The 23,872-nt window shown below is 67.2% G+C and carries 23 protein-coding genes; 1 reads left to right on the forward strand and 22 read right to left on the reverse strand.

The features are described 5' to 3' along the window. Positions 1–67: 67 nt before the first annotated feature. The 6 genes from E6G92_05560 to E6G92_05585 all read right to left on the reverse strand — a co-directional run bounded on the left by E6G92_05560 (position 68) and on the right by E6G92_05585 (position 5,091). Positions 68–328 (reverse strand): DUF1467 family protein, encoded by a 261-nt coding sequence (locus tag E6G92_05560; protein ID TMJ19263.1) that lies wholly within the window; start codon positions 326–328, stop codon positions 68–70. After that, positions 328–1,965: a ribonuclease J gene (locus tag E6G92_05565; GenBank protein TMJ19264.1), complete on the reverse strand. Its 1,638-nt coding sequence runs from the start codon at positions 1,963–1,965 to the stop codon at positions 328–330. Before E6G92_05565 ends, E6G92_05560 begins: the two co-directional genes overlap by 1 nt. Before the next feature lie 115 nt (positions 1,966–2,080). Further along, a complete protein-coding gene (locus E6G92_05570; protein ID TMJ19265.1) occupies positions 2,081–2,860 on the reverse strand; it encodes a type III pantothenate kinase in 780 nt (259 codons plus the stop codon). Between the two features lie 52 nt (positions 2,861–2,912). Then, on the reverse strand, positions 2,913–4,136 hold the full coding sequence (ftsZ, locus tag E6G92_05575; protein TMJ19266.1) for a cell division protein FtsZ: 1,224 nt from the start codon (positions 4,134–4,136) through the stop codon (positions 2,913–2,915). 35 nt (positions 4,137–4,171) lie between these two features. After that, a complete protein-coding gene (locus E6G92_05580; GenBank protein ID TMJ19267.1) occupies positions 4,172–4,594 on the reverse strand; it encodes a hypothetical protein in 423 nt (140 codons plus the stop codon). Continuing rightward, positions 4,591–5,091, reverse strand: a complete 501-nt coding sequence (locus tag E6G92_05585; GenBank protein ID TMJ19268.1) for a hypothetical protein — start codon at positions 5,089–5,091, stop codon at positions 4,591–4,593. Before E6G92_05585 ends, E6G92_05580 begins: the two co-directional genes overlap by 4 nt. A 411-nt stretch (positions 5,092–5,502) precedes the next feature. Here E6G92_05585 and E6G92_05590 point away from each other — a divergent pair, with 411 nt between their 5' ends. Then, positions 5,503–6,231, forward strand: a complete 729-nt coding sequence (locus tag E6G92_05590) for a response regulator transcription factor (GenBank protein TMJ19269.1) — start codon at positions 5,503–5,505, stop codon at positions 6,229–6,231. 26 nt (positions 6,232–6,257) lie between these two features. Here E6G92_05590 and E6G92_05595 read toward each other — a convergent pair whose 3' ends face one another. The 16 genes from E6G92_05595 to nuoF form a co-directional block, all read right to left on the reverse strand. After that, positions 6,258–8,411 carry a penicillin acylase family protein gene (locus E6G92_05595; protein TMJ19270.1) on the reverse strand — a complete coding sequence of 718 codons (2,154 nt, stop codon included), beginning with the start codon at positions 8,409–8,411 and terminating at the stop codon, positions 6,258–6,260. A 7-nt stretch (positions 8,412–8,418) separates the two neighbouring features. Continuing rightward, the gene (locus E6G92_05600; GenBank protein ID TMJ20725.1) at positions 8,419–9,087 is read right to left on the reverse strand and encodes a biotin--[acetyl-CoA-carboxylase] ligase; all 669 of its coding nucleotides are present in this window, start codon (positions 9,085–9,087) and stop codon (positions 8,419–8,421) included. Between the two features lie 127 nt (positions 9,088–9,214). Further along, positions 9,215–10,648 carry an NADH-quinone oxidoreductase subunit NuoN gene (gene nuoN, locus E6G92_05605; GenBank protein ID TMJ19271.1) on the reverse strand — a complete coding sequence of 478 codons (1,434 nt, stop codon included), beginning with the start codon at positions 10,646–10,648 and terminating at the stop codon, positions 9,215–9,217. Then, positions 10,648–12,183, reverse strand: a complete 1,536-nt coding sequence (locus tag E6G92_05610) for an NADH-quinone oxidoreductase subunit M (protein TMJ19272.1) — start codon at positions 12,181–12,183, stop codon at positions 10,648–10,650. Before E6G92_05610 ends, nuoN begins: the two co-directional genes overlap by 1 nt. Beyond that, a complete protein-coding gene (gene nuoL, locus E6G92_05615) occupies positions 12,183–14,243 on the reverse strand; it encodes an NADH-quinone oxidoreductase subunit L (GenBank protein ID TMJ19273.1) in 2,061 nt (686 codons plus the stop codon). The genes E6G92_05610 and nuoL overlap by 1 nt, the downstream gene beginning before the upstream one ends. A 1-nt stretch (position 14,244) precedes the next feature. Continuing rightward, positions 14,245–14,550, reverse strand: a complete 306-nt coding sequence (gene nuoK, locus E6G92_05620) for an NADH-quinone oxidoreductase subunit NuoK (protein ID TMJ19274.1) — start codon at positions 14,548–14,550, stop codon at positions 14,245–14,247. Further along, a complete protein-coding gene (locus tag E6G92_05625; protein TMJ19275.1) occupies positions 14,547–15,155 on the reverse strand; it encodes an NADH-quinone oxidoreductase subunit J in 609 nt (202 codons plus the stop codon). Before E6G92_05625 ends, nuoK begins: the two co-directional genes overlap by 4 nt. 159 nt (positions 15,156–15,314) lie before the next feature. Beyond that, positions 15,315–15,797: an NADH-quinone oxidoreductase subunit NuoI gene (gene nuoI / locus E6G92_05630; GenBank protein TMJ19276.1), complete on the reverse strand. Its 483-nt coding sequence runs from the start codon at positions 15,795–15,797 to the stop codon at positions 15,315–15,317. Then, complete coding sequence (locus E6G92_05635) at positions 15,794–16,258, reverse strand: hypothetical protein (GenBank protein TMJ19277.1); 465 nt, start codon at positions 16,256–16,258, stop codon at positions 15,794–15,796. The genes nuoI and E6G92_05635 overlap by 4 nt, the downstream gene beginning before the upstream one ends. Continuing rightward, positions 16,252–17,304, reverse strand: a complete 1,053-nt coding sequence (nuoH, locus tag E6G92_05640) for an NADH-quinone oxidoreductase subunit NuoH (GenBank protein ID TMJ19278.1) — start codon at positions 17,302–17,304, stop codon at positions 16,252–16,254. Before nuoH ends, E6G92_05635 begins: the two co-directional genes overlap by 7 nt. A 151-nt stretch (positions 17,305–17,455) precedes the next feature. Next, positions 17,456–19,465 (reverse strand): NADH-quinone oxidoreductase subunit G, encoded by a 2,010-nt coding sequence (locus tag E6G92_05645; protein TMJ19279.1) that lies wholly within the window; start codon positions 19,463–19,465, stop codon positions 17,456–17,458. Between the two features lie 150 nt (positions 19,466–19,615). Continuing rightward, positions 19,616–20,335 (reverse strand): hypothetical protein, encoded by a 720-nt coding sequence (locus E6G92_05650; protein ID TMJ19280.1) that lies wholly within the window; start codon positions 20,333–20,335, stop codon positions 19,616–19,618. 38 nt (positions 20,336–20,373) lie between these two features. Next, positions 20,374–21,012, reverse strand: coding sequence for a hypothetical protein (locus E6G92_05655; protein TMJ19281.1), 639 nt, complete (start codon positions 21,010–21,012; stop codon positions 20,374–20,376). A gap of 56 nt (positions 21,013–21,068) precedes the next feature. Then, positions 21,069–21,716 (reverse strand): hypothetical protein, encoded by a 648-nt coding sequence (locus E6G92_05660; protein ID TMJ19282.1) that lies wholly within the window; start codon positions 21,714–21,716, stop codon positions 21,069–21,071. Between the two features lie 98 nt (positions 21,717–21,814). Next, positions 21,815–22,483 carry a hypothetical protein gene (locus tag E6G92_05665; protein ID TMJ19283.1) on the reverse strand — a complete coding sequence of 223 codons (669 nt, stop codon included), beginning with the start codon at positions 22,481–22,483 and terminating at the stop codon, positions 21,815–21,817. 70 nt (positions 22,484–22,553) lie between these two features. Beyond that, complete coding sequence (nuoF, locus tag E6G92_05670) at positions 22,554–23,846, reverse strand: NADH-quinone oxidoreductase subunit NuoF (GenBank protein ID TMJ19284.1); 1,293 nt, start codon at positions 23,844–23,846, stop codon at positions 22,554–22,556. Positions 23,847–23,872: the final 26 nt, after the last annotated feature.

The raw sequence follows: 23,872 nt of genomic DNA on the forward strand, positions 1-23,872 counted from the left end.
CAGCGCGGATTCCGAGGCCCGCTGGATTGCTTCGTCGCTACGCTCCTCGCAATGACGGCCTTGGCGGTCAGTGCGCCCAGTCGAGCTGGTCCACCGTGATCCAGCCGTAAACGTAGTTGGCCACATAGGCCGCGGTGAACACCGCCCCGACGATCGCCGCACGCAGCATGACCCGCCCCAAGCTGAAGCTGTGGGGCGCGCTCTCCGCGTGGCCCGGAGCGCTCTTCTCGCCGGCTTCCTCGGCGGTTCGAACGCCGAAGGGCAGGACCAGGAACAGACTCATCGTCCAGAACAGGACGAAGATGGCGAGAACCGAGGTCCAGCGCATCAGATCCGGACGATCAGCACCGAGACGACCGGCTTCTTGCCCGTCCAGTCGGCGGCGCAGCGGCGAACCGCGAGGCGGACGGCCTCGCGAAGCTTGTCCTCCTTGCCGCTGTTCTTGCGCACCGCTTCCGCCGCCGCTTCGCAGGCTTCGTCGAGGAAGGCGGCGCGGTCCTGCTCGACCGGAATGCCCTGAAGCTCGATCTCGACTCCCCCCTGAACCCGGTCCTCGGAATCGAGCGCGACGGCGACCGAGATCAGGCCCGATATCGCGGTGCGGCGACGCTCGTTCATCGTCGGCCCGTCGGCGGGGAGGATGACGTCGCCGTCGAGGATGAGGCGGCCGACCCGCTCCTCGGAGAGCTTTTGCGGACCGTTCGGCGCGAGGCGGACGAGATCGCCGTTCTTCTGGACGATGCCGTGGGGAATTCCGCGCGCTTTGGCGAAGCGCGCCTGCTCCGTCATGTGGCGCATCTCGCCGTGCACGGGGACGATGATCTCGGGCCGGATCCAGTCGTACATCGCGGCGAGCTCGGGGCGGCCGGGGTGGCCGGAGACGTGGACCGGCGCCTGGCGGTCGGTGATCATCTCGATGCCCCGCGCGGCGAGCTCGTTCTGGATCCGGCCGATCGCGATCTCGTTGCCGGGGATCTGCTTGGAGGAGAAGATGACGAGGTCGCCGGGATCGAGCGCGAGCTTGTGCTGGCCGAAGGCGATCCGGGCGAGCGCGGCGCGGCTCTCGCCCTGACCGCCGGTGGCGATGATCATCACCTCGCGGCGCGGCAAAGCCATCGCCGCGTCGAAATCGATCACTTCAGGAAAATCAGTGAGATAGCCAACGCTCTTCGAAACACTTATGATACGGTCGAGGCTTCGGCCGGCGACGCAGACCTTGCGCCCGGTGTCCTGCGCGACGTGGCCCAGAGTCTTGAGCCGGGCGGCGTTGGAGGCGAAGGTGGTGACGAGGACCCGGCAATCGGCATCCTTGATTACTTCGTCGAGCCCCTGCCGAACGCCCAGCTCCGAACCCGACGGTGCCTCCTGGAAGACGTTGGTCGAATCGCAGACCAGGGCGAGCACGCCCTCGTCGCCGATCGCTCGAAGCTCGGCCTCGGTCGAGGGATCGCCGAGCTGCGGCGTGTCGTCGAGCTTCCAGTCGCCGGTGTGGAAGATTCGCCCGTAAGGCGTCGAGATCAGCAGCGCGTTGCCCTCCGGAATCGAATGGGCGAGCGGGATATAGCGGAAGCCGAACGGGCCGAGCTTGAACTCGCCTTCCATCTCGACGGTCTTCAATTCGACCTGGCCGGTCAGCCCCTCCTCCTCGAGTTTGCCGGCGATCAGGCCGGCGGTGAACGGAGTCGCGTAGAGCGGCACGCCGAGATCGTGGGCGAGATAGGGGATCGCCCCGATATGGTCCTCGTGCCCGTGGGTGAGGACGATTCCGAGCAGATCCGCCTTGCGCTCCTCGATGAAGGCGAGATCGGGCAGGACCAGCTCGACGCCCGGATAGGCCGGGTCGGCGAAGGTCAGGCCGAGATCGACCATCACCCATTTGCCCTCGCAGCCGTAGAGATTGACGTTCATGCCGATCTCGCCCGAGCCGCCGAGCGCGAGGAAGAGGAGTTCTTTGCCGGGTTTCACCACTATCGCATCCACCGATCCGTCACCCTCGCGAAAGCGGGGGTCCAGCTGCCTTTAAACGCTGGCCGCCGGGAAGGAAGCTGGATTCCCGCTTCCGCGGGAATGACGGGAAAATTCAGATGTTCCGGCTCCGCGCAAACAGCATCGCGAGGCCCTGGATGGTCAAATCGCCCTCGATCGCGTCGAAAATGTCGGTGTGGGCGTCGAACAGGGTGGCGAGGCCGCCGGTGGCGATGACCTTGACCGGGCGCCCGATCTCACCCCGCAAACGGGCGACCAGCCCCTCCATCATCGCCACATAGCCCCAGTAGATGCCGATGTGCATCTGCTCCTCGGTCGTGCGGCCGATGACGCTGGTGCTTTCGGGAGCCTCGATCGCCACCCGCGGGAGCTTGGCGGCAGCGGCGACGAGGGCGTCGAGCGACAGGTTGATTCCCGGCGCGATGATCCCGCCTTTATAGGCGCCGGAATAGTCGACGACGTCGAAGGTGGCCGCGGTGCCGAAATCGACCACGATCAGGTCGCCCTCGTGCAGCGCATGCGCGGCGATGACGTTGAGCACGCGGTCCGCGCCGACCGTCTTGGGATCGGCGACGTCGAGCGCCACGCCCCATTCGGCGCTCCCCTGCCCCGCGATCAGCGGCTCGACCCCGAAATATTTGGACGCCAGCACCTCCAGATTGTGAAGCGCGCGCGGCACCACCGTGCCGATGATCACCGCGCTCACGTCGGCGCGGGTGAAGCCTTCCAGCTCGAGCAACTGGTGCAGCCAGACCGCATATTGATCGGCGGTGCGCCGGGGATCGGTGGCGATCCTCCAGCGGGCGCGAATGACTCCATCCTCGACCAGCGCGAAGACCAGATTGGTGTTGCCGGCGTCGACCGCGAGAAGCATCGCCTTCCCTTAAGGCGCGATCGGCGCCTTGGCGAGGGCGGCGAGCGAGCGATCACTCGGCGGCGATCAGCGTGGCGGTTTGATCGACCTTGCGGCGGGCGACGGCGCCGGCCATGCGCTCGAACAGGCTGGGGCCTCGGATCGGCTCGTCGTGGTAGGGCGGAAGGACGATCGGCGGCTCTACGCGGGGCACGAAGGGCGCCGGCTCGCACAGAACCAATTCCGGCTCGGGCATCGGCAGGACGAGCTCGGCCTGGACCTCCGACATCTCGGCCACCGCCTCCTCGACCGGGGCCGTTTCCGTCGCCGGAACAGCCGGCGGTTCGATCCCCGTGGCGACCAGCGAGACTCGAATGCTGCCGTCGAGACCGGCATCGAAGGCCGAGCCCCAGATGATGTCGGCATCGGGATCGACCAGCGATTTGAGCAGGCCGGCCGCCTCGTCCACCTCCATCAGCCCGAGATCCTCGCCGCCGGTGATCGAAATGACCAGCCCACGCGCGCCGTTCACCGCGTCGTCGAGCAGGGGGTTGGAGATCGCCGCCTCGACCGCGCGCAGGGCGCGGTCCGCCCCGCTCGCCTCGCCGGTCCCCATCGTCGCCTTGCCCATTCCCGCCATGATCGTTCGAAGGTCGGCGAAATCGAGGTTGATGAGGCCCGGCATGACCATCAGATCGGTGATGCTTCGAACGCCCTGCTGAAGCACCTCGTCGGCGAGATCGAAGGCGTCGCGAAAGCTGGTGTCGGGGTTGGCGACCCGGAACAGGTTCTGGTTGGGGATCACGATCAACGTGTCGACTTCGTCCCTCAGCGCCTCGAGCCCGGCGTCGGCGATTCGGGCGCGCCGGCTCCCCTCGAAGGTGAAAGGCGTGGTGACGACGGCGATGGTGAGTATGCCCCTGCCCCGCGCCGCTTTGGCGATCACCGGCGCGGCGCCGGTCCCGGTGCCTCCGCCGAGCCCGGCGGCGATGAAGCACATATGGGCGCCGTCCAGCATCCGTTCGATGTCGCCGAGCGATTCCTCCGCGGCCGTCCGGCCCAAAGCGGCGCAGGAGCCGGCGCCGAGACCCTGGGTGGTGCGTCGGCCGAGCTGGAGCACCCGCTCGGCGGGCGAGCTGCGAAGCGCCTGGGCATCGGTGTTGGCGGCGACGAAGTCCACGCCCCGCACGCCGCCGCGGATCATGCTGGCGACCGCGTTGCCGCCGGCGCCCCCGACTCCGACGACGCTGATTCGGGGACGAAGCTCCTCCAGCTCCGAGGCCATTTCTATCACGATCCAACTCTCCTTGTTCGGGTTGACGGGCGGGCGGCTCAGCGGCCGAAGGCGAATCCCAGCAGCAGCTTGAGTCCGGCGCCGACGATCACCGCGGCGAGCAGCAGCCGCGGATGCTGGTAATCGTGGCCCTCACCCTCGATCGCCTCCGCCAGGCCGGTCGCGGCGGCGCGGCGCGGCGCCGAGCGGATCAGCGCCCGGCCGGTGGCGCGGCGCTGCCTGAAGGGTACCGGCGCCTCCAGGGGGATCGGGAGCACGCCGGAATAATCGGCTTCGAGCGAATGGCAGCCCCGGCCGGCCTTCCACACCACCCGGTGGCCCCGCGGCACGGGGCCCCACTCGCCATGGGCCGAACGCACCAAGGGGCCGCCGCAGCGCCTGCAGGCGCTGAAATAATAACCGGAATTGTAGACCTGCCCGCGGTCCGCCTCGTGGCCCGCGATCGTGCATCCCACTTTCATTGCTCTGCCTCGCTCTCTTTGCTGGAATCCTCGGAAAGGGCGAACAGGGCGAGCTCGCGCAGATCGTCGTCGGCCGCCTCGCGGGCGACCTCCGGGCTCCACACCTCGAAGCTCCCGCCCGTGCCGATCAACAGCGCGCGGTCGCCGATCCGGCCCTTGCGCCTTATCCGCGCCGGCAGCGTGACCCGGCCGCCGGCGTCGAAACGCGCCCTTTCCACCATTCCGAAGGTCCGCCGCGTGCGCCGGTGATGGGCGGCCGGCGTTTCCCCTTGCGCCTCGTCGCGCAGCCGGCGGCGCTCGATTTCGGCATGGAGCACCGCCTGATAGCCTTCGTCATAGCCGCTGATGCAGGGATCGGATTCGTGCCCGCGGAAAACCAGCGTCGCGTCGATCCCGCGTCCCTCGAGCGCGCGCAGGACGAAGCCCGGAAGCACCGTGGTGCCGTCCGCGTCGACCGCGAGAAGCGCATTTCCGCTGAACAGAGTTTCGGCATCCATTACCGGGTCGGTTCCCATCCCCACACCGGCCGACGAGCCCGCCGCCGGTGCCTGTGGATAACGTTAACCATAGGGCGCGAGCCGCGCATGATCGGACTTCTACCGGCGTCGTCGCGGCTCATGCGATGCGGCTTTTGCCGCTCGATCGCCGGCCATAAGACCGGAAGATTTCGCGCGCCCGGCACCGGACAAATACCAGCCCGTGAATCCCGCGAAAGCTTAACATATATTATCTCGCGGCTACGGGAGCGCTGGGGATTCAAGCCCTTACGCTCTCCTGCTGGCCGGACTCAAAGATGAACGAACCTCCAAGCATTGGTTAACCGTAATTTTCCTAACTTGCCGCCTTGCGTAGCGAATCAGAGGATTCATCGTCCGGCCGCGTGCTCTGGCCGAACAGGGGTCGTGCTTATGTCGAACCAACGAAGGGTCTACGTCGTAGGCCGAGATCAGGAGGTCCGCAGATTGCTAACGCAATATGTGGGCGTGATTGGAGCGGAGGCGTGGCCCTTCGCGAGCGGGGCCGATTTCCTCGAGATTCTGGATCATCTCGCGCCGGGCTGCGTGCTGCTCGACATGGACGATTCGGACGTGGCGGGAATCGATATCCTCGCGGAAATGGTCTCCCGCCAGATCGCCTGGCCGGTGATCGCCGTAAGCGCGCGCGAGGACCTGCGGATCGCGATCACGACGATGAAGCTGGGCGCGCTCGATTTCCTGCATTTGCCGTTCAGCCGCGACACGCTGGCGCTGGCGCTCGCCCCTGCCTGGCGAGCGCTCGAGCGGGTCGTCGAGGCCGGCGAGGCGCGGCGCGCGGCGCAGGAGCGGCTCGGCCGGCTCACCGCGCGCGAAATGGACGTCCTGCTCGCCCTTCTCGGCGGCCGATCGAACAAGGCGATCGCTCACGATTTCGGAATCAGCGTCAGGACGGTCGAGATGCACCGCGCACACCTGATGACCAAGCTGGACGTGAAGAGCCTGGCCGAAGCGGCCTTGCTCGCGCCCCAGGCCGGACTCGACCTGACCGGCCCCGGCCCGACCGCGAACCGAAGCCAATCCGCCCCGCTCGCGCCCAGCGACTATGGCGGCGCGAATTACCGCGGGCAGCTATCGGCGCTGGCGCGGCGCCTCACGACCTGACGGGCGAACGCGGGGGCACCGGAGGGCTACCTGCCGCCGGGGTGGTAGCTCCGCTCGACGTGCCCGGCGAGATCCTCGGCGTAGAAATAGACCGGCCTCAGATCGCCTGAGGCGTAACGCTGCGCCTCGTCGTTGAAATGCGGGGATTCGGGATGGCCGCTCTCGCCGCCGGCGGTGACCGCCCAGGCGCGGACTCGGGGCCCGAACTCGACCACCGCGACGAAGCTGTTGCCGCTGGTGCCGTACCAGCGCCGAGTCCCCGGCCAGGCATGGGCGCCGAACGAGGCGAGCGAGCCCCAGCGCGCCGAGGAGAAAGGCACGGGGATCGAGGGGCGGCTGTCGTCGAAGGTCTGGACGATCGCCGAATCGTTGCGCTGGAAGCGGTTCACCTCGCCCCAGGCGACTCGCCAGCTTCCCCATTCGCGCTCCATACGCTCGACGGCGCGGACCAGCGCGTCCAGCTTGTCCCGGCCGGACAGGGCAAGCATCGCCTCCCACATATTGCCATGCGCCGGGCGCAGCCTGCCGGCGAGCGTCCACAATTCCTCGCCCCAATAATTGGCGAGGCTGGTCGGCTGCGATTCGGCGGACCAGTTTTGGTCCCAGCCGCTCAGCAGCGCCACCGGCCCTTCGAGCCGCGCGCGCAGCGGATCGCCGGTCGGCAGCGCCCGGCGAGCCTCGGCAAGCTGGGGCACGATGTCGCGGAAGAACGGCATCCACGGATCGTAGGCGATGCGCCTCAAGCCTTCGGGGGTCAGCGCCCGGGCCCGGTCGAGCAACGTCGTCGCATGGTCGCCGCGCGGATTGGCGCCGGCCATGTCCATGTAGCGCGGGAAGGCGGACTGCCGCGGGCTGTCCGTCCCCGCCGCGCGCCACGGCGAGTCGTTCGAATTGTAGAGCCAGCCGCCCCGCGGATCGCGCACCGTCGGCAGCGCCTCCATCGGGGTCAGGCCCCGCCAGTCGGTCGCCGGATCGCTGCCGTCGACCGGATCGCGATAGTCGAAGCGGTCGTCGCGCACGGGCACGAACTGGGGGTGGAGATAGGCGATGTGGCCGTCGGCGTCGGCGTAGATCGTGTCGTTGGACGAATTCGCCTGAAGCGCCGCCACGTGGAGATAGGAGGCGAGATCGCGCGCCTTGATCCGCATCCAGCTCTGCTGGAGCGCCGGGATCGGCCGGTTCATCAGGCCGAGCGCGATCCAGCGACCGCTTGTCGCGCGGACGATCGGGCCGTGATGGGTCGCATAGGTGGTGAACACCCGGCTCGCCAGCGTCCCGCCCGCCGTTCGGTAGCGGATCGTTACCTGACGCGTGCGCACCGGGCGAAGCGCGCGGCCGTAGCGATAGGAGATGCGGTTGCCGCGTCGGACGATGTCTTCCGCGAACTCGTCGACCGAATCGACGCCGCTCGACGTGTGCATCCAGCCCAGCCGCTCGTTGAAGCCCTGGTAGATGAAGAACTGGCCCCAGGTCGACGCACCGTAGGCGTGGAGCCCCTCCCCGCTCTCCATGCCGAGCTCGGAGCGGAAGAAGAAGCTTGTGTGGGGGTTGATCAGCAGCAGCGCGTGGCCGCTCTGAGTCAGGCTCGGGGCGATGGCGATGCCGTTGGAGCCGCGCGGCTCCCCGTCGGGCCGGCCGGCCGCCATCGCCACCTGTCTGCCGCCGTAGAAAGCCTCGAGCTGCCCCAGATCGGCGCGCTCGATGTCGCCGCCGATGCTGCCCTCGGTGAACGACAGGGCCATCCACGGCTCGAACCGGGTGATGGCGCGCGGATGAACGTCCGGGTGGGTCTCGAGATAATAGTTCAGCCCGCTCGCCCAGGCGTCCATCAGCGCGCGAAGCCAGGCCGGGCTTCGGCGATAATCGGCGCGGAGCGCTTCGGGATCGATCCACAGCCTCTGGCGAAGATCCTGCCAGACGGCCGATTCGCCCTCGGCCTCGGCGAGCCGCCCGAGCGCGGTGAGCAGGTTGGTCTCGACCCGCGGGAAATCGTCCTCGGCCTGGGCGTAGATCGCTCCGAATACCGCGTCCGAATCATATTGCCCGCGGACGTGGGCGATGCCCCAGTCGTCGCGGGTGATGGTCACGCGCTCAACATAAGCGGGGACCGCGGCCAATGAAGCCGCCGGCGCCGCGGCGAAGACGAGCGCCGCTGCGCTCCGGGCTGCCCAACCGAACATGGGCGCTTTATAGGAGGAAGACGTCGCCCGCGTGAATGGTCCTTATCGCCCCGTCCGCCAGCCGCAGCCGCAGCGCGCCCGATTCGTCGAGGCCTTCGAACGTCCCCTCCGCGCCGGCGGTGGCGAGCGGCGTGCCCACGGGGTGGGCCGCGGCCAGCCAGGCGGGCCGGACGGCGGCGAAACCGCGTTGCCGCCAACGATCCAGCCATTCGGCGAAGCATTTGGCGAGCCGCTCGAGGAAGGCATCGGGCGCGACCGGAGTCCCGAGGCTCGTCGCCGGGCGCCCCAGATCCTCGGGATGAGTGGCGAGATTGACTCCGAAGCCGACGATCACCGCATCGTCATGGCGCTCGAGCAGGATGCCGGCGACCTTGGCGCCTTCGACCAGCAGATCGTTGGGCCATTTGATCCGCGCCTCGGGGGCATGGCGGCGCGCGACCTCCTGCAGAGCGACCGCAGCCACCAATGCAAGCGTCGGGGCCGGAGGATCGCCGGGCCCGAGGCGGACGATGGTCGAGGCGTAGAGGTTGCCGCGGGAGGACTTCCATTCCCGCCCCAGCCGCCCCTTTCCGCCCGTCTGGGTGCCGGCCCGAAGCCATGTCCCCTCGGGCCAGCCCTGCCGGGCCAGCTCGGCGACATCGTCATTGGTGGATTCGGTCTCGGCGACAGTATGGATGTTACGGATAAGCGGCACGCAATCCCCCGGGGCGTCTCGATCTACAGCCGGCACGCCCCCATACCGTGCTTTCTCGGTATCCGCTGTGTTAGCGGACTGCAACGGCTAATCGCTTGCCGAAGCCCGATTAAAACAACGCCTGGGCGGCGTTCCGGGTCGCGGCGTCGAGCAACTGGATGGTGAGATAGCCGAGCGGGGAGACGAACAAAGCGGCGAGGAGAATCAGAGCGCCGCCGACGGGCTCCTTCGTCTCGCCGAACTCCGGCGCCGGCTCGTCGAAATACATCAGCTTGACGATCATGATGTAATAATAGGCACCGATCACGGAGGTGGCGATGGCGACCGCCGCGAGCCAGGTGAGGTTCGCCTCGACCGCCGCGCTGAACACCAGGAATTTGGGCCAGAAGCCGAACAAGGGCGGGATGCCGGCAAGGCTGAACATGAACATCGCCATCGCCAGAGCGAGCATCGGCCGGCTGCGCGACAGACCGGCGAGGCTGGCGATCGTCTCGACCGGCTGGCCGTCGGGCCCACGCATGCGCATGACCACGAGGAACGCGCCGAGCGTCATGACCACGTAGACCGCCATGTAGAACAGCACGGAGGCGACTCCTGAGACGCCGGCGGCGGCGAGGCCGACCAGGGCGAAGCCGACATTGTTGATCGAGCTGTAAGCGAGCAGGCGCTTGATGTTCCTCTGCCCGATCGCCGCGACTCCGCCGAGGATGGTCGAGGCGAGCGCCATGAAGATGATTATCTGCCGCCAAGCGTCGGTCGCCGGTCCCATCGATTCGACCGCGACCCGGGTGATCAGCGCCATCGCGGCGACCTTGGGGGCCGAGGCGAAGAAGGCGGTGACCGGGGTCGGGGCGCCTTCGTAGACGTCGGGAGTCCACATGTGGAACGGCACCGCGCTGATCTTGAAGGCGAGGCCCGCGAGGACGAAGACGATTCCGATCAGCTCGCCGTCCGAGACGCCGTCGCCCAGCTTCTGCGCGATTCCGCCGAACGAGGTCGTGCCGGTGAAGCCGTAGAGCAGGGAGATGCCGTAGAGCAGGATTCCGCTGGCGAGCGCGCCGAGCACGAAATATTTGAGGCCGGCTTCGGCCGACCGCGTATCGCTGCGCTGGAAGGTGGCGAGAACATAGGCGGCGAGGCTCTGCAGCTCCAGGCCGACATAGAGCGTCATCGTGTCGGCGGCCGAGGCCATCATTCCCATGCCGATCGCCGAGAACAGGATCAGCACCGGATATTCCGCGCGATAATCGCGGTCGCGGCCGAACCAGCTCATCGCCCCGAGCATGGAAACGGCGGCCGCGAGGTAGATCACGATCTTGGAGAAAGCGGCGAAGCTGTCGGCGACGAACAGTCCGCCGAAGGCGGAGCCGCCCAAGTCGCGCACGCCGGGCAGGAAGGCGGCGGCGACGGCGAGCAGAAGCACGGATAGCCAGGTCAGCACCGGGCCGATGCGGTCGCCGCCCCAGGCCGCGGCGAGCATCAGCGCAAGCGCGCCGACGCTCAAAATCTCCTCGGGGAGGATCAGGAGGAAATCCTGCAGCATCAGTGGTGCGCCCCTTGAGTCTCGTGGGCCGGCGCGGCGGCCGGGCGACCCGGCGTCGGCTGCGCGTCGGACGGAGGCGCGGCGCGCTCGATCCGCGCCAGAAGGCTGTCGACGTCGGCGCGCATCGGCGCGATGAAGCTTTCCGGATAGACGCCCATCCACAGCACCGCCCCCGCGATCGGGGCGAGGATCATGAGCTCGCGCGGCGAAAGATCGGGCATGGCCGCCGCCTCGGCGGTCCGCGCGACACCATAAGCCATCCGCCAGTAGAGGTAGAGCATGTAGGCCGCGCCGAGGATGATTCCGGTCGTCGCCACCGCCGCCACGAACGAATTGATGCCGTAGGCCCCGACCAGAGCGAGGAACTCGCCGACGAAGCCCGACGTGCCGGGCAGGCCGACCGAGGCCATGGTGAAGACCATGAACAGCAGGGCGTAGCGCGGCATGTTGTTGGAAAGGCCGCCGTAGAGCGCGATCTCGCGGCTGTGCATCCGGTCGTAGACCACGCCGACGCACAGGAAGAGCGCCCCGGAGACGAGGCCGTGGCTGAGCATGACGACCAGCCCGCCCTCGATTCCCTGCCGGTTGAAGGCGAACAGGCCGATGGTGACGAAGGCCATGTGCGCGACCGAGGAGTAAGCGATCAGCTTCTTCATGTCCTGCTGCACCAGGGCGACCAGGGACGTGTAGACCACGGCGACCATCGACAGGCCGAAGACGATCCAGATGAGCTGCGCCGAGGCTTCGGGGAACATCGGCAGCGAGAAGCGGATGAAGCCGTAGCCGCCCATCTTCAGCAGAACGCCGGCGAGGATTACGGAGCCCGCGGTCGGCGCCTGGACGTGAGCGTCGGGAAGCCAGGTATGGACCGGCCACATCGGCATCTTGACCGCGAAGCTGGCGAAGAAGGCGAGCCACAGCCAGGTCTGGATCTCGGGCGGGAATTCGGTCGCCATCAGCTCGGGGATCGAAGTGGTATGGGCGTAATTGACCATCCACAGCATGGCGACGAGCATCAACACCGAGCCGAGCAGGGTATAGAGGAAGAATTTGTACGCGGCGTAGATCCGGTCCTTGCCGCCCCAGATGCCGATGATCAGGTACATAGGGATCAGGCCGGCCTCGAAGAAGATGTAGAACAGGAACAGGTCCTGAGCGCAGAACACGCCGATCATCAGCGTTTCCATCGCCAGGAAGCAGGCCATGAACTCGGGCACGCGCTTGTCGATCGCCTGCCAGGAAGCGGCGATGCAGATCGGCATCAGGAAGGCTGTGAGCACGATCAGCATCAATGCGATGCCGTCGATCCCGAGCGCCCAGGCGAAGCGGCCGAAGATGGCGTGATATTCCTGGAACTGCCATTGCGGCCCGCCGATTCGGTAGGCGGCCCACAGGCCGATGCAGAGCGCAAGCGTCGCCAGAGTCGTGCCGAGCGCGATCCAGCGGGCGCCGTTCGCGCCGGTCATGAGGCAGGCGAGCGCGCCGAGCAAAGGCAAAGCGAGGATCGCGGAGAGGATGGGGAAGGATTGAAGCATCACCGCGCCATCACCCAGGTCATCGCCGCGGCGACTCCGAGCAGCATGACCAGCGCGTAAGTATAGAGATAGCCGGTCTGGACCCGCGCCGTGACCCGCGTGCCGGCGACCACCGCCGCGGCGACGCCGTTGGGGCCGAAGCGGTCGATCGTCCCCTCGTCGCCGCGCTTCCAGAAGAAGCGGCCGAGCCAGAGCGACGGGCGGACGAACAGGATGTCGTAGAGCTCGTCGAAATACCATTTGTTGAGCACGAAGCGGTAGAGCACCCCAAACTGGCCGACGAAGCGCTGCGGGAAGGTCTCGCTGTGGACATAGGCGCCCCAGGCGATCAGGAAGCCCGCCGCCATCACCGCGAACGGGGTCCATTTCACCCAGGTGGGAACCTCGTGCATGCCGTGCGCGAGGTGCTCGTCGAAAGCGATCGCGCCGCGCCAGAAATGGACCGCCTCTTCGGCGCCGACGAACCGTTCGTGGAAGACGAAGCCGGCGAAGACTGCGCCGACCGCAAGCACGATGATCGGAACGAGCATCGTCCACGGGCTCTCGTGCGGATGGTAGCCGCCGCTTCCGGACGGCACCTCGGCCGCGCTCGCTTCGTGCGGGCGGGTGTCGTGGCCGGCATCCTCGGCGTCGGGCCGGTCGTCGTGATCGTGGCCGTGCGAGTCGTGGAGCGCGTGTTGGATATGCTCCGACGCCGCCCAGCGCGGCTTGCCCCAGAAGGTCAAGAACATCAGCCGCCACGAATAGAAGCTCGTGAGCAAAGCCGCGAAGGCCCCGAACAGGAAGACGATCGCCCCCGCTCCGCCCGACGCGAACGATGCCTCGAGCACGGCGTCCTTCGAATAGAAGCCGGCGAAGCCCCACAAGCCGGGAATGCCGACTCCGGTGATCGCCAGCGTTCCGATCAGCATCATCCAGAAGGTGATCGGAATCTCCTTCCGAAGGCCGCCGTAGAAGCGCATGTCCTGCTCGTGGTGCATGGCGTGGATGACGCTGCCCGAGCCGAGGAACAGCAGGGCCTTGAAGAAGGCGTGGGTGAACAGGTGGAACATCGCCGCGCCATAGGCGCCGACGCCGGCGGCGAAGAACATGTAGCCCAATTGCGAGCAGGTCGAATAGGCGACGACGCGCTTGATGTCGTTCTGCGCCGTGCCGACGGTGGCGGCGAAGAAGCAGGTCAGGGTGCCGATCACCGTGACGAGGCCGAGCGCGGTCGGGCTGGTCTCGAACATCGGCGAGAGGCGGCAGACCATGAACACGCCCGCGGTGACCATCGTCGCCGCGTGGATCAGCGCCGAGACCGGCGTCGGGCCCTCCATCGCGTCGGGAAGCCAGGTGTGGAGGCCGAACTGCGCCGACTTGCCCATCGCGCCGATGAACAGGAGGATGCAGAGCAGCGTCATCGTATCGACGCGGAGCCCAAGGAAGCCGATCGTCGAGCCGGTCATACCCGGCGCGGCGGCGAGGATCGCCGGGATCGAGACCGTTCCGAAGACCAGGAAGGTCCCAAAAATGCCGAGCGAGAAGCCGAAATCGCCGACCCGGTTGACGACGAACGCCTTCAGTGCCGCGGCATTGGCCGAAGGCTTGTGGTACCAGAAGCCGATCAGCAGGTACGAGGCGAGGCCGACGCCCTCCCAGCCGAAGAACATCTGGACGAGGTTGTCGGCGGTCACCAGCATCAGCATGGCGAAGGTGAACAGGCTCAAATAGGCGAAGAAGCGCGGCTGGCTATCGTCCTCGGCCATATAGCCCCAGCTATAGAGGTGGACGAGGGCCGAGACGGTCGTCACCACCACCAGCATCACCGCGGTCAGAGCGTCGACGCGAAGCGCCCAATCGACCTGGAGCGTGCCCGAATCGATCCAGCTCAGCACCGGATAGACGGCCGCCTCCTGGGTCCCGGCGAGGAAGCCGAGGAAGATCGGCCAGCTCATCGCCAGCGACGCGAACAGGGCGCCGGTGGTGATCAGCTTGGCGATCGTGTTGCCGAGCATGCGGTTGCCCAGCCCGGCGACGATCGCGGCCAGAAGCGGCAGGAAGACGATCGCCTGAACCATCTCAGCCCTTCATCTGGTTGATGTCGTCGACCGCGATCGTGCCGCGGCCGCGGAAGTAGATGACGAGGATCGCGAGGCCAACGGCGGCTTCGGCGGCCGCGACGGTCAGCACGAACATCGCGAACACCTGTCCCACCATGTCGTCCATGAAGGCGCTGAACGCGACGAGGTTGATGTTCACCGAGAGCAGGATCAGCTCGATCGCCATCAGGATGACGATCACGTTCTTGCGGTTGAGGAAGATGCCGAACACGCCGAGCACGAACAGGATCGCGCCGACGGTGAGGTAATGGCCGAGGCCGATCACAGCTCCACCCCCTGCCCGACGCCGGGCTGCATGTTGCGGACCGCGTCCTTCGGGCGGCGCTGGACTTGGCGCGAGACGTTTTGCGGCCGGACATCCGAGCGCTTGCGCCGCGTCAGCACGATCGCTCCGACCATGGCGACGAGGAGGACGATGCCCGCCGCCTCGAAGATGAACAAATAGCGCGTGTAGAGCAGCTCGCCGAGCGCGACGATGTTCGATTGCCGGGCGGCAGGCGCAGGCCGGCCGTCGATCGCGATTCCGCCCGCGTTCCAGGCGATCGCTCCGAAGAAAATCTCGGCCAGGATCACGCCCGCCAGGCCGAAGCCGAACGGCCAATAGCGCGCAACCCCGGCGCGAAGCTCGGCGAAATCCACGTCGAGCATCATCACCACGAACAGGAACAGCACGGCGACCGCGCCGACGTAGACGATGACCAGGAGGAAGGCGAGGAACTCGGCCCCGATCAGCAGGAACAGCCCTGCCGCGTTGAAGAAGGCGAGGATCAGCCAGAGCACCGAATGGACCGGGTTGCGCGACGAGATCGTCATCACGCCCGAGGCGATGACGAGCGTTGCGAAAAGGTAGAAGACGAGAACGGGGATCATTCCGGCAGCCCCGGAGCCAACCTCACGTTCGTCTCGAGCGAATTCGAGAGACCGGTTCGAGCGAAGCCGAGAACGAAAAGCCTCGGCTGCGCTCGGCAGGGTGTCTCGACTTCGCTCGACATGAGCGGGTTTGTGGGATTGGGAATCACTGCGCGCCGCCTACCGATACGGCGCATCGGCGGCAAGGTTCGCCGCCAGCGCGCGCTCCCATTTGTCGCCGTTCTCGAGAAGCTTCGCCTTGTCGTAGATCAGCTCCTCGCGGGTCTCGGTCGAGAAATCCATGTTCGGCCCCTCGACGATGGCATCGACCGGGCAGGCCTCCTGGCACAGGCCGCAATAGATGCACTTGGTCATGTCGATGTCGTAGCGCGTGGTGCGCCGGCTGCCGTCCTCGCGCGGTTCGGCCTCGATGGTGATCGCCAGCGCGGGGCAGACCGCCTCGCACAATTTGCAGGCGATGCAGCGCTCTTCCCCGTTCGGATAGCGGCGAAGCGCATGCTCTCCGCGGAAGCGGGGCGAGATCGGGTTCTTCTCATAGGGGTAGTTGATCGTCGCCTTGGGCTTGAAGAAATATTTCAGCGTCAAGGCGTGCGCCTTGACGAACTCCCACAGGGTGAAGGTCTTGATGTAATGGGCGATCATGACGGCGTCCCACTCTGATAGGTGACGATCTCGTGGCAGGCGCCGACGCCGTTGAGCTCACGGCTGCGCGGCCGCCCGTCGCGCATTTCCGTCCGGAGGTATTTGTTCCGGATCGTCGCTTCGCCTGCCTCGGTAAACGTCAGCGAATATTCGACGTCCCACCAGTCGAACTCGGAGCGGACCAGTCGCCCATTCCCCCAAAAATCGCGCTGCCGATACCCCCAGAGGGCCAGGACATCGATGGGTGCGCCAAGCACCCCATCGGCATATCGAACCCGATCGCCATGCTCCACGGGCACGGCGATCTCGATCCGCCAGCCGCCGGGAAGAAATTGCCGATCGTCGGCCGAGGCCTCGCCGCCGTGAAGCATGTTGCCGGGCCGCATCTCGCACTCGAAATGCCGGCCGGTCGGCACGGCATTCGTGGGCGCCGCGGCGGCGAGGAGGAGCGCCCCTACCATGGCAGCATTCCCCCGCGCTGGAGCATCAGGTACCCGGACACGAGGAACACCCAGATCAGAGAGATGGGCAGGAATATCTTCCACCCCAGGCGCATCAGCTGGTCGTAGCGGTAGCGCGGGACGGTGGCCTTCACCCAGGAGAAGACGAAGAAGAAGAACAGGATCTTGGCGAAGAACCAGACGATGCCGGGGATCCAGTAGAGCGGCGCCCAGTCGAGCGGCGGGAGCCAGCCGCCCCAGAAGAGCACGGCGTTCATGCCGCACATCAGCAGCACGTTGCCATATTCGCCGAGCCAGAAGAGCGCGAAGCTCATCGAGCTGTATTCGGTCTGGTAGCCGGCGACGAGCTCGCTTTCGGCCTCGGTCAGGTCGAACGGCGCTCGGGCGGTCTCGGCCATGGACGAGATCAGGAAGATCACCGCAAGCGGGAAGAGCAAGGGATTGAAGCCGAAGCCGTTGATCAGGCCGAGAATGTGGCCCTGCTGGGCGTGGACGATGGCGCTGAGGTTGAAGCTGCCGGCCCACAGCACCACCGGGATCAGCACGAAGCCGATCGAAACCTCGTAAGACACCATCTGAGCGGCGGCGCGCAAGGCACTGTAGAATGGATATTTCGAGTTGGACGACCACCCGGCGATGATGATCCCGTAGACGCCGAGCGAGGAGACCGCGAGCAGATAGAGCAGGCCGACATTGATGTTCGCAAGCACCCAGCCGTCCGCGAACGGGATCACCGCCCAGGCGACCAGAGCCACGGTGAAGGTGATGATCGGCGCAATGATGAACAGGCCGCGATTGGCCGAGGTCGGGATGATGGTTTCCTTGAGGAATACCTTCAGCCCGTCGGCAAAGCTCTGCAGCAGCCCGAACGGGCCGACCACGTTGGGCCCGCGCCTCAGCGCCATCGCCGCCCAGATTTTCCGATCGGCATAGATGATCATCGCCACCGCGAGCATCAAAGGCAGCGCGATCAACAGGATGAAGCTCAAAGTTGCGAGGAAATATCCCCAGCCTTCGCCGATCCAGGATTGCATCCAGGCGGTCATTCGGTCCTCATCACACCAGACGGCGCCAGATCGGCAGCGTGAGCAGCGCGACGGCGAGCACCAGCATTAGCGCCATGACGAACCGGCGCAGCGGTCGGGGCAAGCCGAGTACGCAACGCTCGAAACGGTTGAGATCTTGCAGGTCCATGGCTCATTCCGCAGCCTCGGCGTAGCTCTGACCGTGGAGCAGCTCGGCCGAGCAGCGTTGCAGCGTCGGCGAGGAGCGGGCGATCGGGTTGGTCAGGTAGAAATCCTGGATCGGGTAGGTGACCGCGGTGCCTTTGGCGATCTCGACCGCCTCCAGCTTGGGCGGCGCCCAGGGGAAGGTCACGAGACCCGGCCGGGCGAATTCCGGATGGTCGGCGAACAGGCGGCCGCGAAGCTCGGCGAAGCTGTCGAACGGCAGCGGCCGGCCGAGCACGTCGGAGAGCGCGCGGAAGATCGACCAGTCGGCGCGCGCGTCGCCGGGCGGATCGACCGCCTTCTCGCTATACTGCACCCTCCCCTCGAGGTTGACGTGTATGCCGTGCTTCTCGCTATAGGCGGCGCCGGGCAGGATCACGTCCGCCGCGTGCGCGCCCTTGTCGCCGTGATGGCCGACATAGACCTTGAAGCTCTTCTCGAACGGGGCGAAGTCCATCTCGTCGGCGCCGAGCACGAAAAGCAGCTTCGGCGCGGCTTCGACAAGTGACGCCATGCCGCCAGGCTGCGCGTAGCCGAGGATCAGCCCGCCGGTCCGCGCAGCGGCGGTATGGAGGACATTGAAGCCGTTCCAGCCCTCACGGACCAGGTTCAGGCTGTCGACCAGCGAGAGCGCGGCAGCCTGCCCGCCGGGCACCTTGAGCGCCGCGCCGCCGACGATCACCGCGGGGCGCTGCGCCTGCCCCAGCGCCTCGGGCAGCTCGCCGAGCAGCGAGAGGTCGTTGCCGAGCCATTCGACGGGGTAAGTGAGATCGACCTCGGGGCCGATCGCGAACACCTTCGCCCCCGCCCTCACCGCCTTGCGGATCCGGGTGTTGACGAGGCTCGCCTCCCAGCGCGGATTGGTGCCGACGAGGAGGATCGCGTCCGCCGTCTCGATGCGGGCGATGGTCGTGTTGAAATTGACCGCGCCGAGACTGGTCGTGTCGTAGGCGAGGCCGGTCTGGCGCCCCTCGATCAGGTCCGAACCTAGCGCTGCGACCAGCGCCTTGGCCGCGTACATCGTCTCGACGTCGACCAGATCGCCGGCGACGGCCGCGACGCTCGATTTGGCCGTCCTGGCCACCCCGGCGATGCGCTCGAACGCCTCGTCCCATGTCGCGGCGCGAAGCTTGCCGCCGTCGCGCACCCAGGGCCGGTCGAGCCGGTTGCGCAGCAACCCGTCCACCGCGTGCCGGGTCTTGTCCGACGCCCACTCCTCGTTCACATCTTCGTTGAGGCGGGGCAAGGCCCGCATCACCTCGCACTGGCGCGCGTCGAGGCGGATGTTGGTGCCGACCGCGTCCATCACGTCGATCGCCGGGATCTTGCGCAGCTCCCACGGGCGCGCTTCGAAGCTGTAGGGCTTGGAAACGAGCGCTCCGACCGGGCAGAGATCGACGACGTTGCCCGAAAGCTCGCTGGCCAAAGCGGTCTCCAGATAGGAGGTGATCTGCATGTCCTCGCCGCGGCCGATCGCGCCCATGTCCTCGACGCCGGCGACCTGCTCCATGAAGCGAACGCAGCGGGTGCAGTGGATGCAGCGGGTCATGAAGGTTTTCACGACCGGCCCCATATATTTCTCGGTCACCGCGCGCTTGTTCTCGTCGTAGCGGCTGTGGCCCTTGCCGTAGGCGAGCGCCTGGTCCTGAAGGTCGCATTCGCCGCCCTGGTCGCAGATCGGGCAATCGAGCGGATGGTTGATGAGGAGGAACTCCATCACGCCTTCGCGGGCCTTGCGGACCACCGGGGTGTTGGTGAAGATCTCCTGATTGTCCGCCGCGGGCAGCGCGCAGCTCGCCTGCGGCTTCGGCGGCCCCGGCTTCACCTCGACAAGGCACATCCGGCAATTGCCGGCGATGGCCAGCCGTTCGTGATAGCAGAAACGCGGAATCTCCTTGCCCGCCAGCTCGCACGCCTGAAGCACCGTCGCGCCCTGCGGCACTTCGATCTCGACACCGTCGACCTTGAGCTTGGGCATAGGAATTGCACTCGGGATTCAAACGCGCCCCCGAGGGGCCGCAGCCTGCGGTGCCGTTAGACGCTTACCCCCCCGCCGTTCAAGGGGCTGCGGGGGTTTTCGTTAATGGGGTTGGGGGGTCGTGGCGGCTGTCGCGGCGGCCGCCGCGGCCTAGGGCGAGCCCGGGCCGTCGCGCTGGACGACGGACCAGCGGTACAGCGCCTCGGCCAGGAAGCCGCGCATGAAACGGGGATCGTAGCTCAACCGGGGCGTGCCGGCCGGAGCGCAGGCCTGGAAATCGGGATGCAGCGCCGCCAGCGCGGCCGTTTCCTCAGGCGAGTGCGGCTCGGTCGCCAATACCGCTCGGGCCAGTTCCGGATGGCGCGGAGTCGCGCAATCGGCGAGGCCGTACATCGGCGCCAGCGCCACCGACATCGGATCGGCGGCATCGGCCGGCCGCGGCAGCGGCGCGGCGCCGACCGGCGGCGTCCTCACCGCCGCCTGCTGGGCGAATTGCGCTTCATAGAGCGCTTCGGCGAAGGCCGCGCGCGCGCCGGTGGCCGAGGTCGAGAGCTGCTCGCGCATGGACAGGCAGCGCTGAGCCGTCCGCAACAGGGCCGCGGCCTGGGTTCTTTCCTCGGTCGAACGCGGCGTCGTCGACAGGAGAGCGGAAACTTGGGGTGCGCTCTGCCCGGCGGCGCAGGCCGCGGCGCGGAGCAGGTCGGCCGGCGATGTCGGCGTCTGCGCCGGCGCCGGAGTGCCCGGGGTCGGGTTCGAGCGCGGCGTCTGCGGAGGCGGCGGCGGCGCGCTTCCATATTGGGCGGCGGCGGCGGTGATGGGAAGCGCGGCCAGCAGGCTCGCGCAAAGAGACAAAGACAGCGCCTTTTTCATTTCATGCTCCGCAAAAAATGCCCCCTCGATGGAGCGCGTCACTCAGTTCGGAACACTTCCGGCCGGCCGGCGGCGGCGCGATAAGCCGCTTCCGCGAGGAAGGCGCGGAAGACCTGCGGGCTGAGATCGATATTCTCGCCCTGGCCGACGCAAGCCGACAGGGCCGGCATCAGGCTTTCGATCGCCCCACGCTCGGCGGCGCTGCCGCGCGGCGTGCGGAAGAAGGCGTAGCTTCGCTCCGGATCGGCCCTCACCACGCACGATGCCATGCCCAGCATCGACAACGCGGCGCGCGCAGATTCGTCGGCATAGCGGACATAATAGCTGCTGACCGGCTCGAAGACCCGTGCGGGACGGCCGCGCGGACGGGCGCCGATCGCTTCGAAATCGCGGTAGAGCAGCCGTTCGGCCACCGCGCCCCGGTTGTAGAAGGACGCGGCCGGAACCTGCGTGCCCGTGGCGCGGCAGGCATAGACTCCTCCGGCTACCCAGGGCGCGTCCGCGTCTATCGTGCCGGGCACGGTCGAGAGCACTCTTTCCATGTTCCGGCTGCCGCGCTGCATCAGGCAGTCGACCACGGCGTAGACATTGTCGATCGACGGCTGGGCCGGCTCGGCATAAGCCGGTGTGCCGAGCGCCGAAACCGCCAATGAAAGCGCGAGAGCCGTGCGGATCATCCCCGCACTATTTCACTTTGCGGCGGAGCCGTAAAGCACCCGCGTTCACGCCCAATCTATGACCCCGCAGCAGCGGACCGCGTTGCCGGCGCGCGATTATGCTCCGCTAGGCGATACGCGGCGAGCCCCAGCATCGCCCGAAGCGCGATTCCGTTGAGGCTGAGCCTGACGCCCGCGGCGAGGCAGGATTGCGCCTCGGGCGTGAGCGCGCGCAGAGCGCCGGCTTCCTCCGCGCTGAACGGCCGGGTCGCAAGCAGGGCGGAGACCTTTTGCGGCGCTGCCCGCACGGCGCACAGCGCCATGGCTTCCTGCTCGCTCCGCGCCGCGAGCGGCGGGCGAGCAGGATCATAGGCGACCTGCGTGGCGAGGTCGGCGCCGTGGGCGTCCAGAAGCAGCAATTGCTCCGCCAGATCGCCCGCGAAGGGCAGCCGGCTGAAGCCGAGCCGATGGCCCTGAGGCACGCACTGCCAATAGCTCTGGGCGAAAGTCCGGATGCGGTCCTGGTATTCGTCGCTGGTGAAATCCATGGCGAGGAGCGCTCGGGCGCGTCCGGGGGCCCGGATGATAACGCAGCGGGCGAAATCATGCAGCGTCCGCGCGGCCTCGGCGGTCGTGACTTCCCTGCCGAGTAGGATCCGCCGCTGAGCCTCCGCCGTGCCGACGCAGGCGAGCGCCAGCAACATCATCAAAAATTTGAGTTTCACTGCTGCCCCCAATTGCCGTCAGATTATGCATCAATTCCAGATAGATGCAAGATAGCGGCAATCGCACCCGGGGCAGGTAAGGCCGCAGTCCGGCCGAGTCAGCGCCCTGAGGTCGCCTCGCCCTCGCGCGAAAAATGGTAGAGCGCCTCGGCGAGCAGGGCCCGCATGACGTGCCGGGTTGCGGGAAGTGAAACGTCCGGCGGAAGGCATTCCAGCAGGATCGGGCGCAGCTGCGCCAGGACACGCGTTTCGCCGGGCGAATCGTGATCGAAGCGGATCATGGCGTGAACCTGATCGGGTGCGCGATGGACCGCGCAAGTCGCGACCCGGTGGGGAAGCGGGACGTATTCGGGCGGGGCCGCGGGCTCAGGGCGCGCCTCGTAATGGCGCGATTCCGGAATCGAGCGGTTGTGGAGGAACTCGGCGGCCAGGCCGCGGAGCAGGATCATTCCCCCCGCGCCGCGGAAATGGATGTCGCTGCGCGTCGCGCAGTCGTTCACCTGCCCGGTCAACGTCAGCGCATGGGCAGCCGCATTTTCCTCCGCGCTGCCGGGGCTGGTCTCAAGCAGCGCTTCGGCTTCGGCCCTGCGCACCCTCACGCTGCAATAAGCGAAAGCGCGCAGGATCCGGTCCTCCATGCTCCCTTCCGCCAGATGCGATTGCGCCCAGGTCGGAAGGCGCGGATCGGCCGGCTCGCGCGCCGCGATCGGCGACGCGGACGCGAGGCACGCGGCGGCCAGCGCCATCATCCTGATTCCGAGATTCACTCACGCCCCCTGCCCTGCCAAGAGCGGCAGGTTCGCACCCCTTCCAGCAGCTTGCAAGGCGCGACGGCTGCTATTCGGCCGCTTCGAGCGTTCCCTCGCGCCGCTCGACGATGCGCCGCTCGAGCTCGGGGCGGAAGTGGCGGATCAGGCCCTGGATCGGCCAGGCCGCGGCGTCGCCGAGGGCGCAGATGGTGTGGCCCTCGACCTGCTTGGTGACGTCCCAGAGCGTGTCGATCTCGCCGATCTCGGCATTGCCCTCGACGAGGCGCTCCATCACCCGCCACATCCAGCCGGTGCCCTCGCGGCACGGCGTGCACTGGCCGCAGCTCTCGTGCTTGTAAAAATAGGAGATCCGGCTGATCGCCTTCACCACGTCGGTGGACTTGTCCATGACGATCACCGCGGCGGTGCCGAGGCCGGAACCGAGTTCCTTGAGACCGTCGAAATCCATTGGGGCGTCCATGATCTGCGCCGCGGGAACGAGCGGAACGGACGAGCCGCCGGGAATGACGGCGAGCAGATTGTCCCAGCCGCCGCGGATTCCGCCGGCGTGGCGCTCGATCAGCTCGCGGAACGGAACCGACATCGCCTCCTCGACGACGCACGGGCGGTTCACGTGACCGGAGATCTGAAAGAGCTTGGTGCCCTCGTTCTTCTCGCGGCCGATGCCGGCGAACCAGGCGGCGCCGCGCCTGAGGATGGTCGGCACGACGGCGATCGATTCGACGTTGTTGACCGTGGTCGGGCAGCCGTAGAGGCCGGCGCCCGCCGGGAAGGGCGGCTTGAGCCGCGGCTGGCCCTTCTTGCCCTCGAGGCTTTCGAGCATCGCCGTCTCTTCACCGCAAATATAGGCGCCGGCGCCGCGGTGGACGAAAAGCTCGAAATCATAGCCGGACTTGGCCGCGTTGCGTCCGAGCAGCCCCGCCGCATAGGCCTCGGCGACCGCGGCCTCGAGCACGCGGGCTTCCTGGATGAACTCGCCGCGAATGTAGATGTAGCCGGCCCGAGCGCGCATGGCATAGCCCGCGATCAGCGCGCCCTCGATCAGCTTGTGCGGATCGTGGCGGATGATCTCGCGGTCCTTGCACGATCCCGGCTCGGATTCGTCGGCGTTGATGACCAGGAAATTGGGCCGGTCGGGCGCCGGCTCCTTGGGCATGAAGCTCCACTTCATGCCCGTGGGGAAGCCCGCGCCGCCGCGCCCGCGAAGGCCCGAGGCCTTGATCGCGTCGATGATCGCGTCCTGGCCCACCGCCATCAGCGCCTTCGTATTGTCCCAGTCCCCGCGCTTCTGCGCCGCCTTCAGCCCGAAGTGCTGGAAGCCGTAGACGTTGGTGAAAATCCGGTCCTTGTCCTCAAGCACGGCCGCCGCCCTTCTTGAGGGCCATG

The organism is Alphaproteobacteria bacterium (genome assembly GCA_005883305.1).
Lineage (GTDB): Bacteria > Pseudomonadota > Alphaproteobacteria > Sphingomonadales > Sphingomonadaceae > Allosphingosinicella.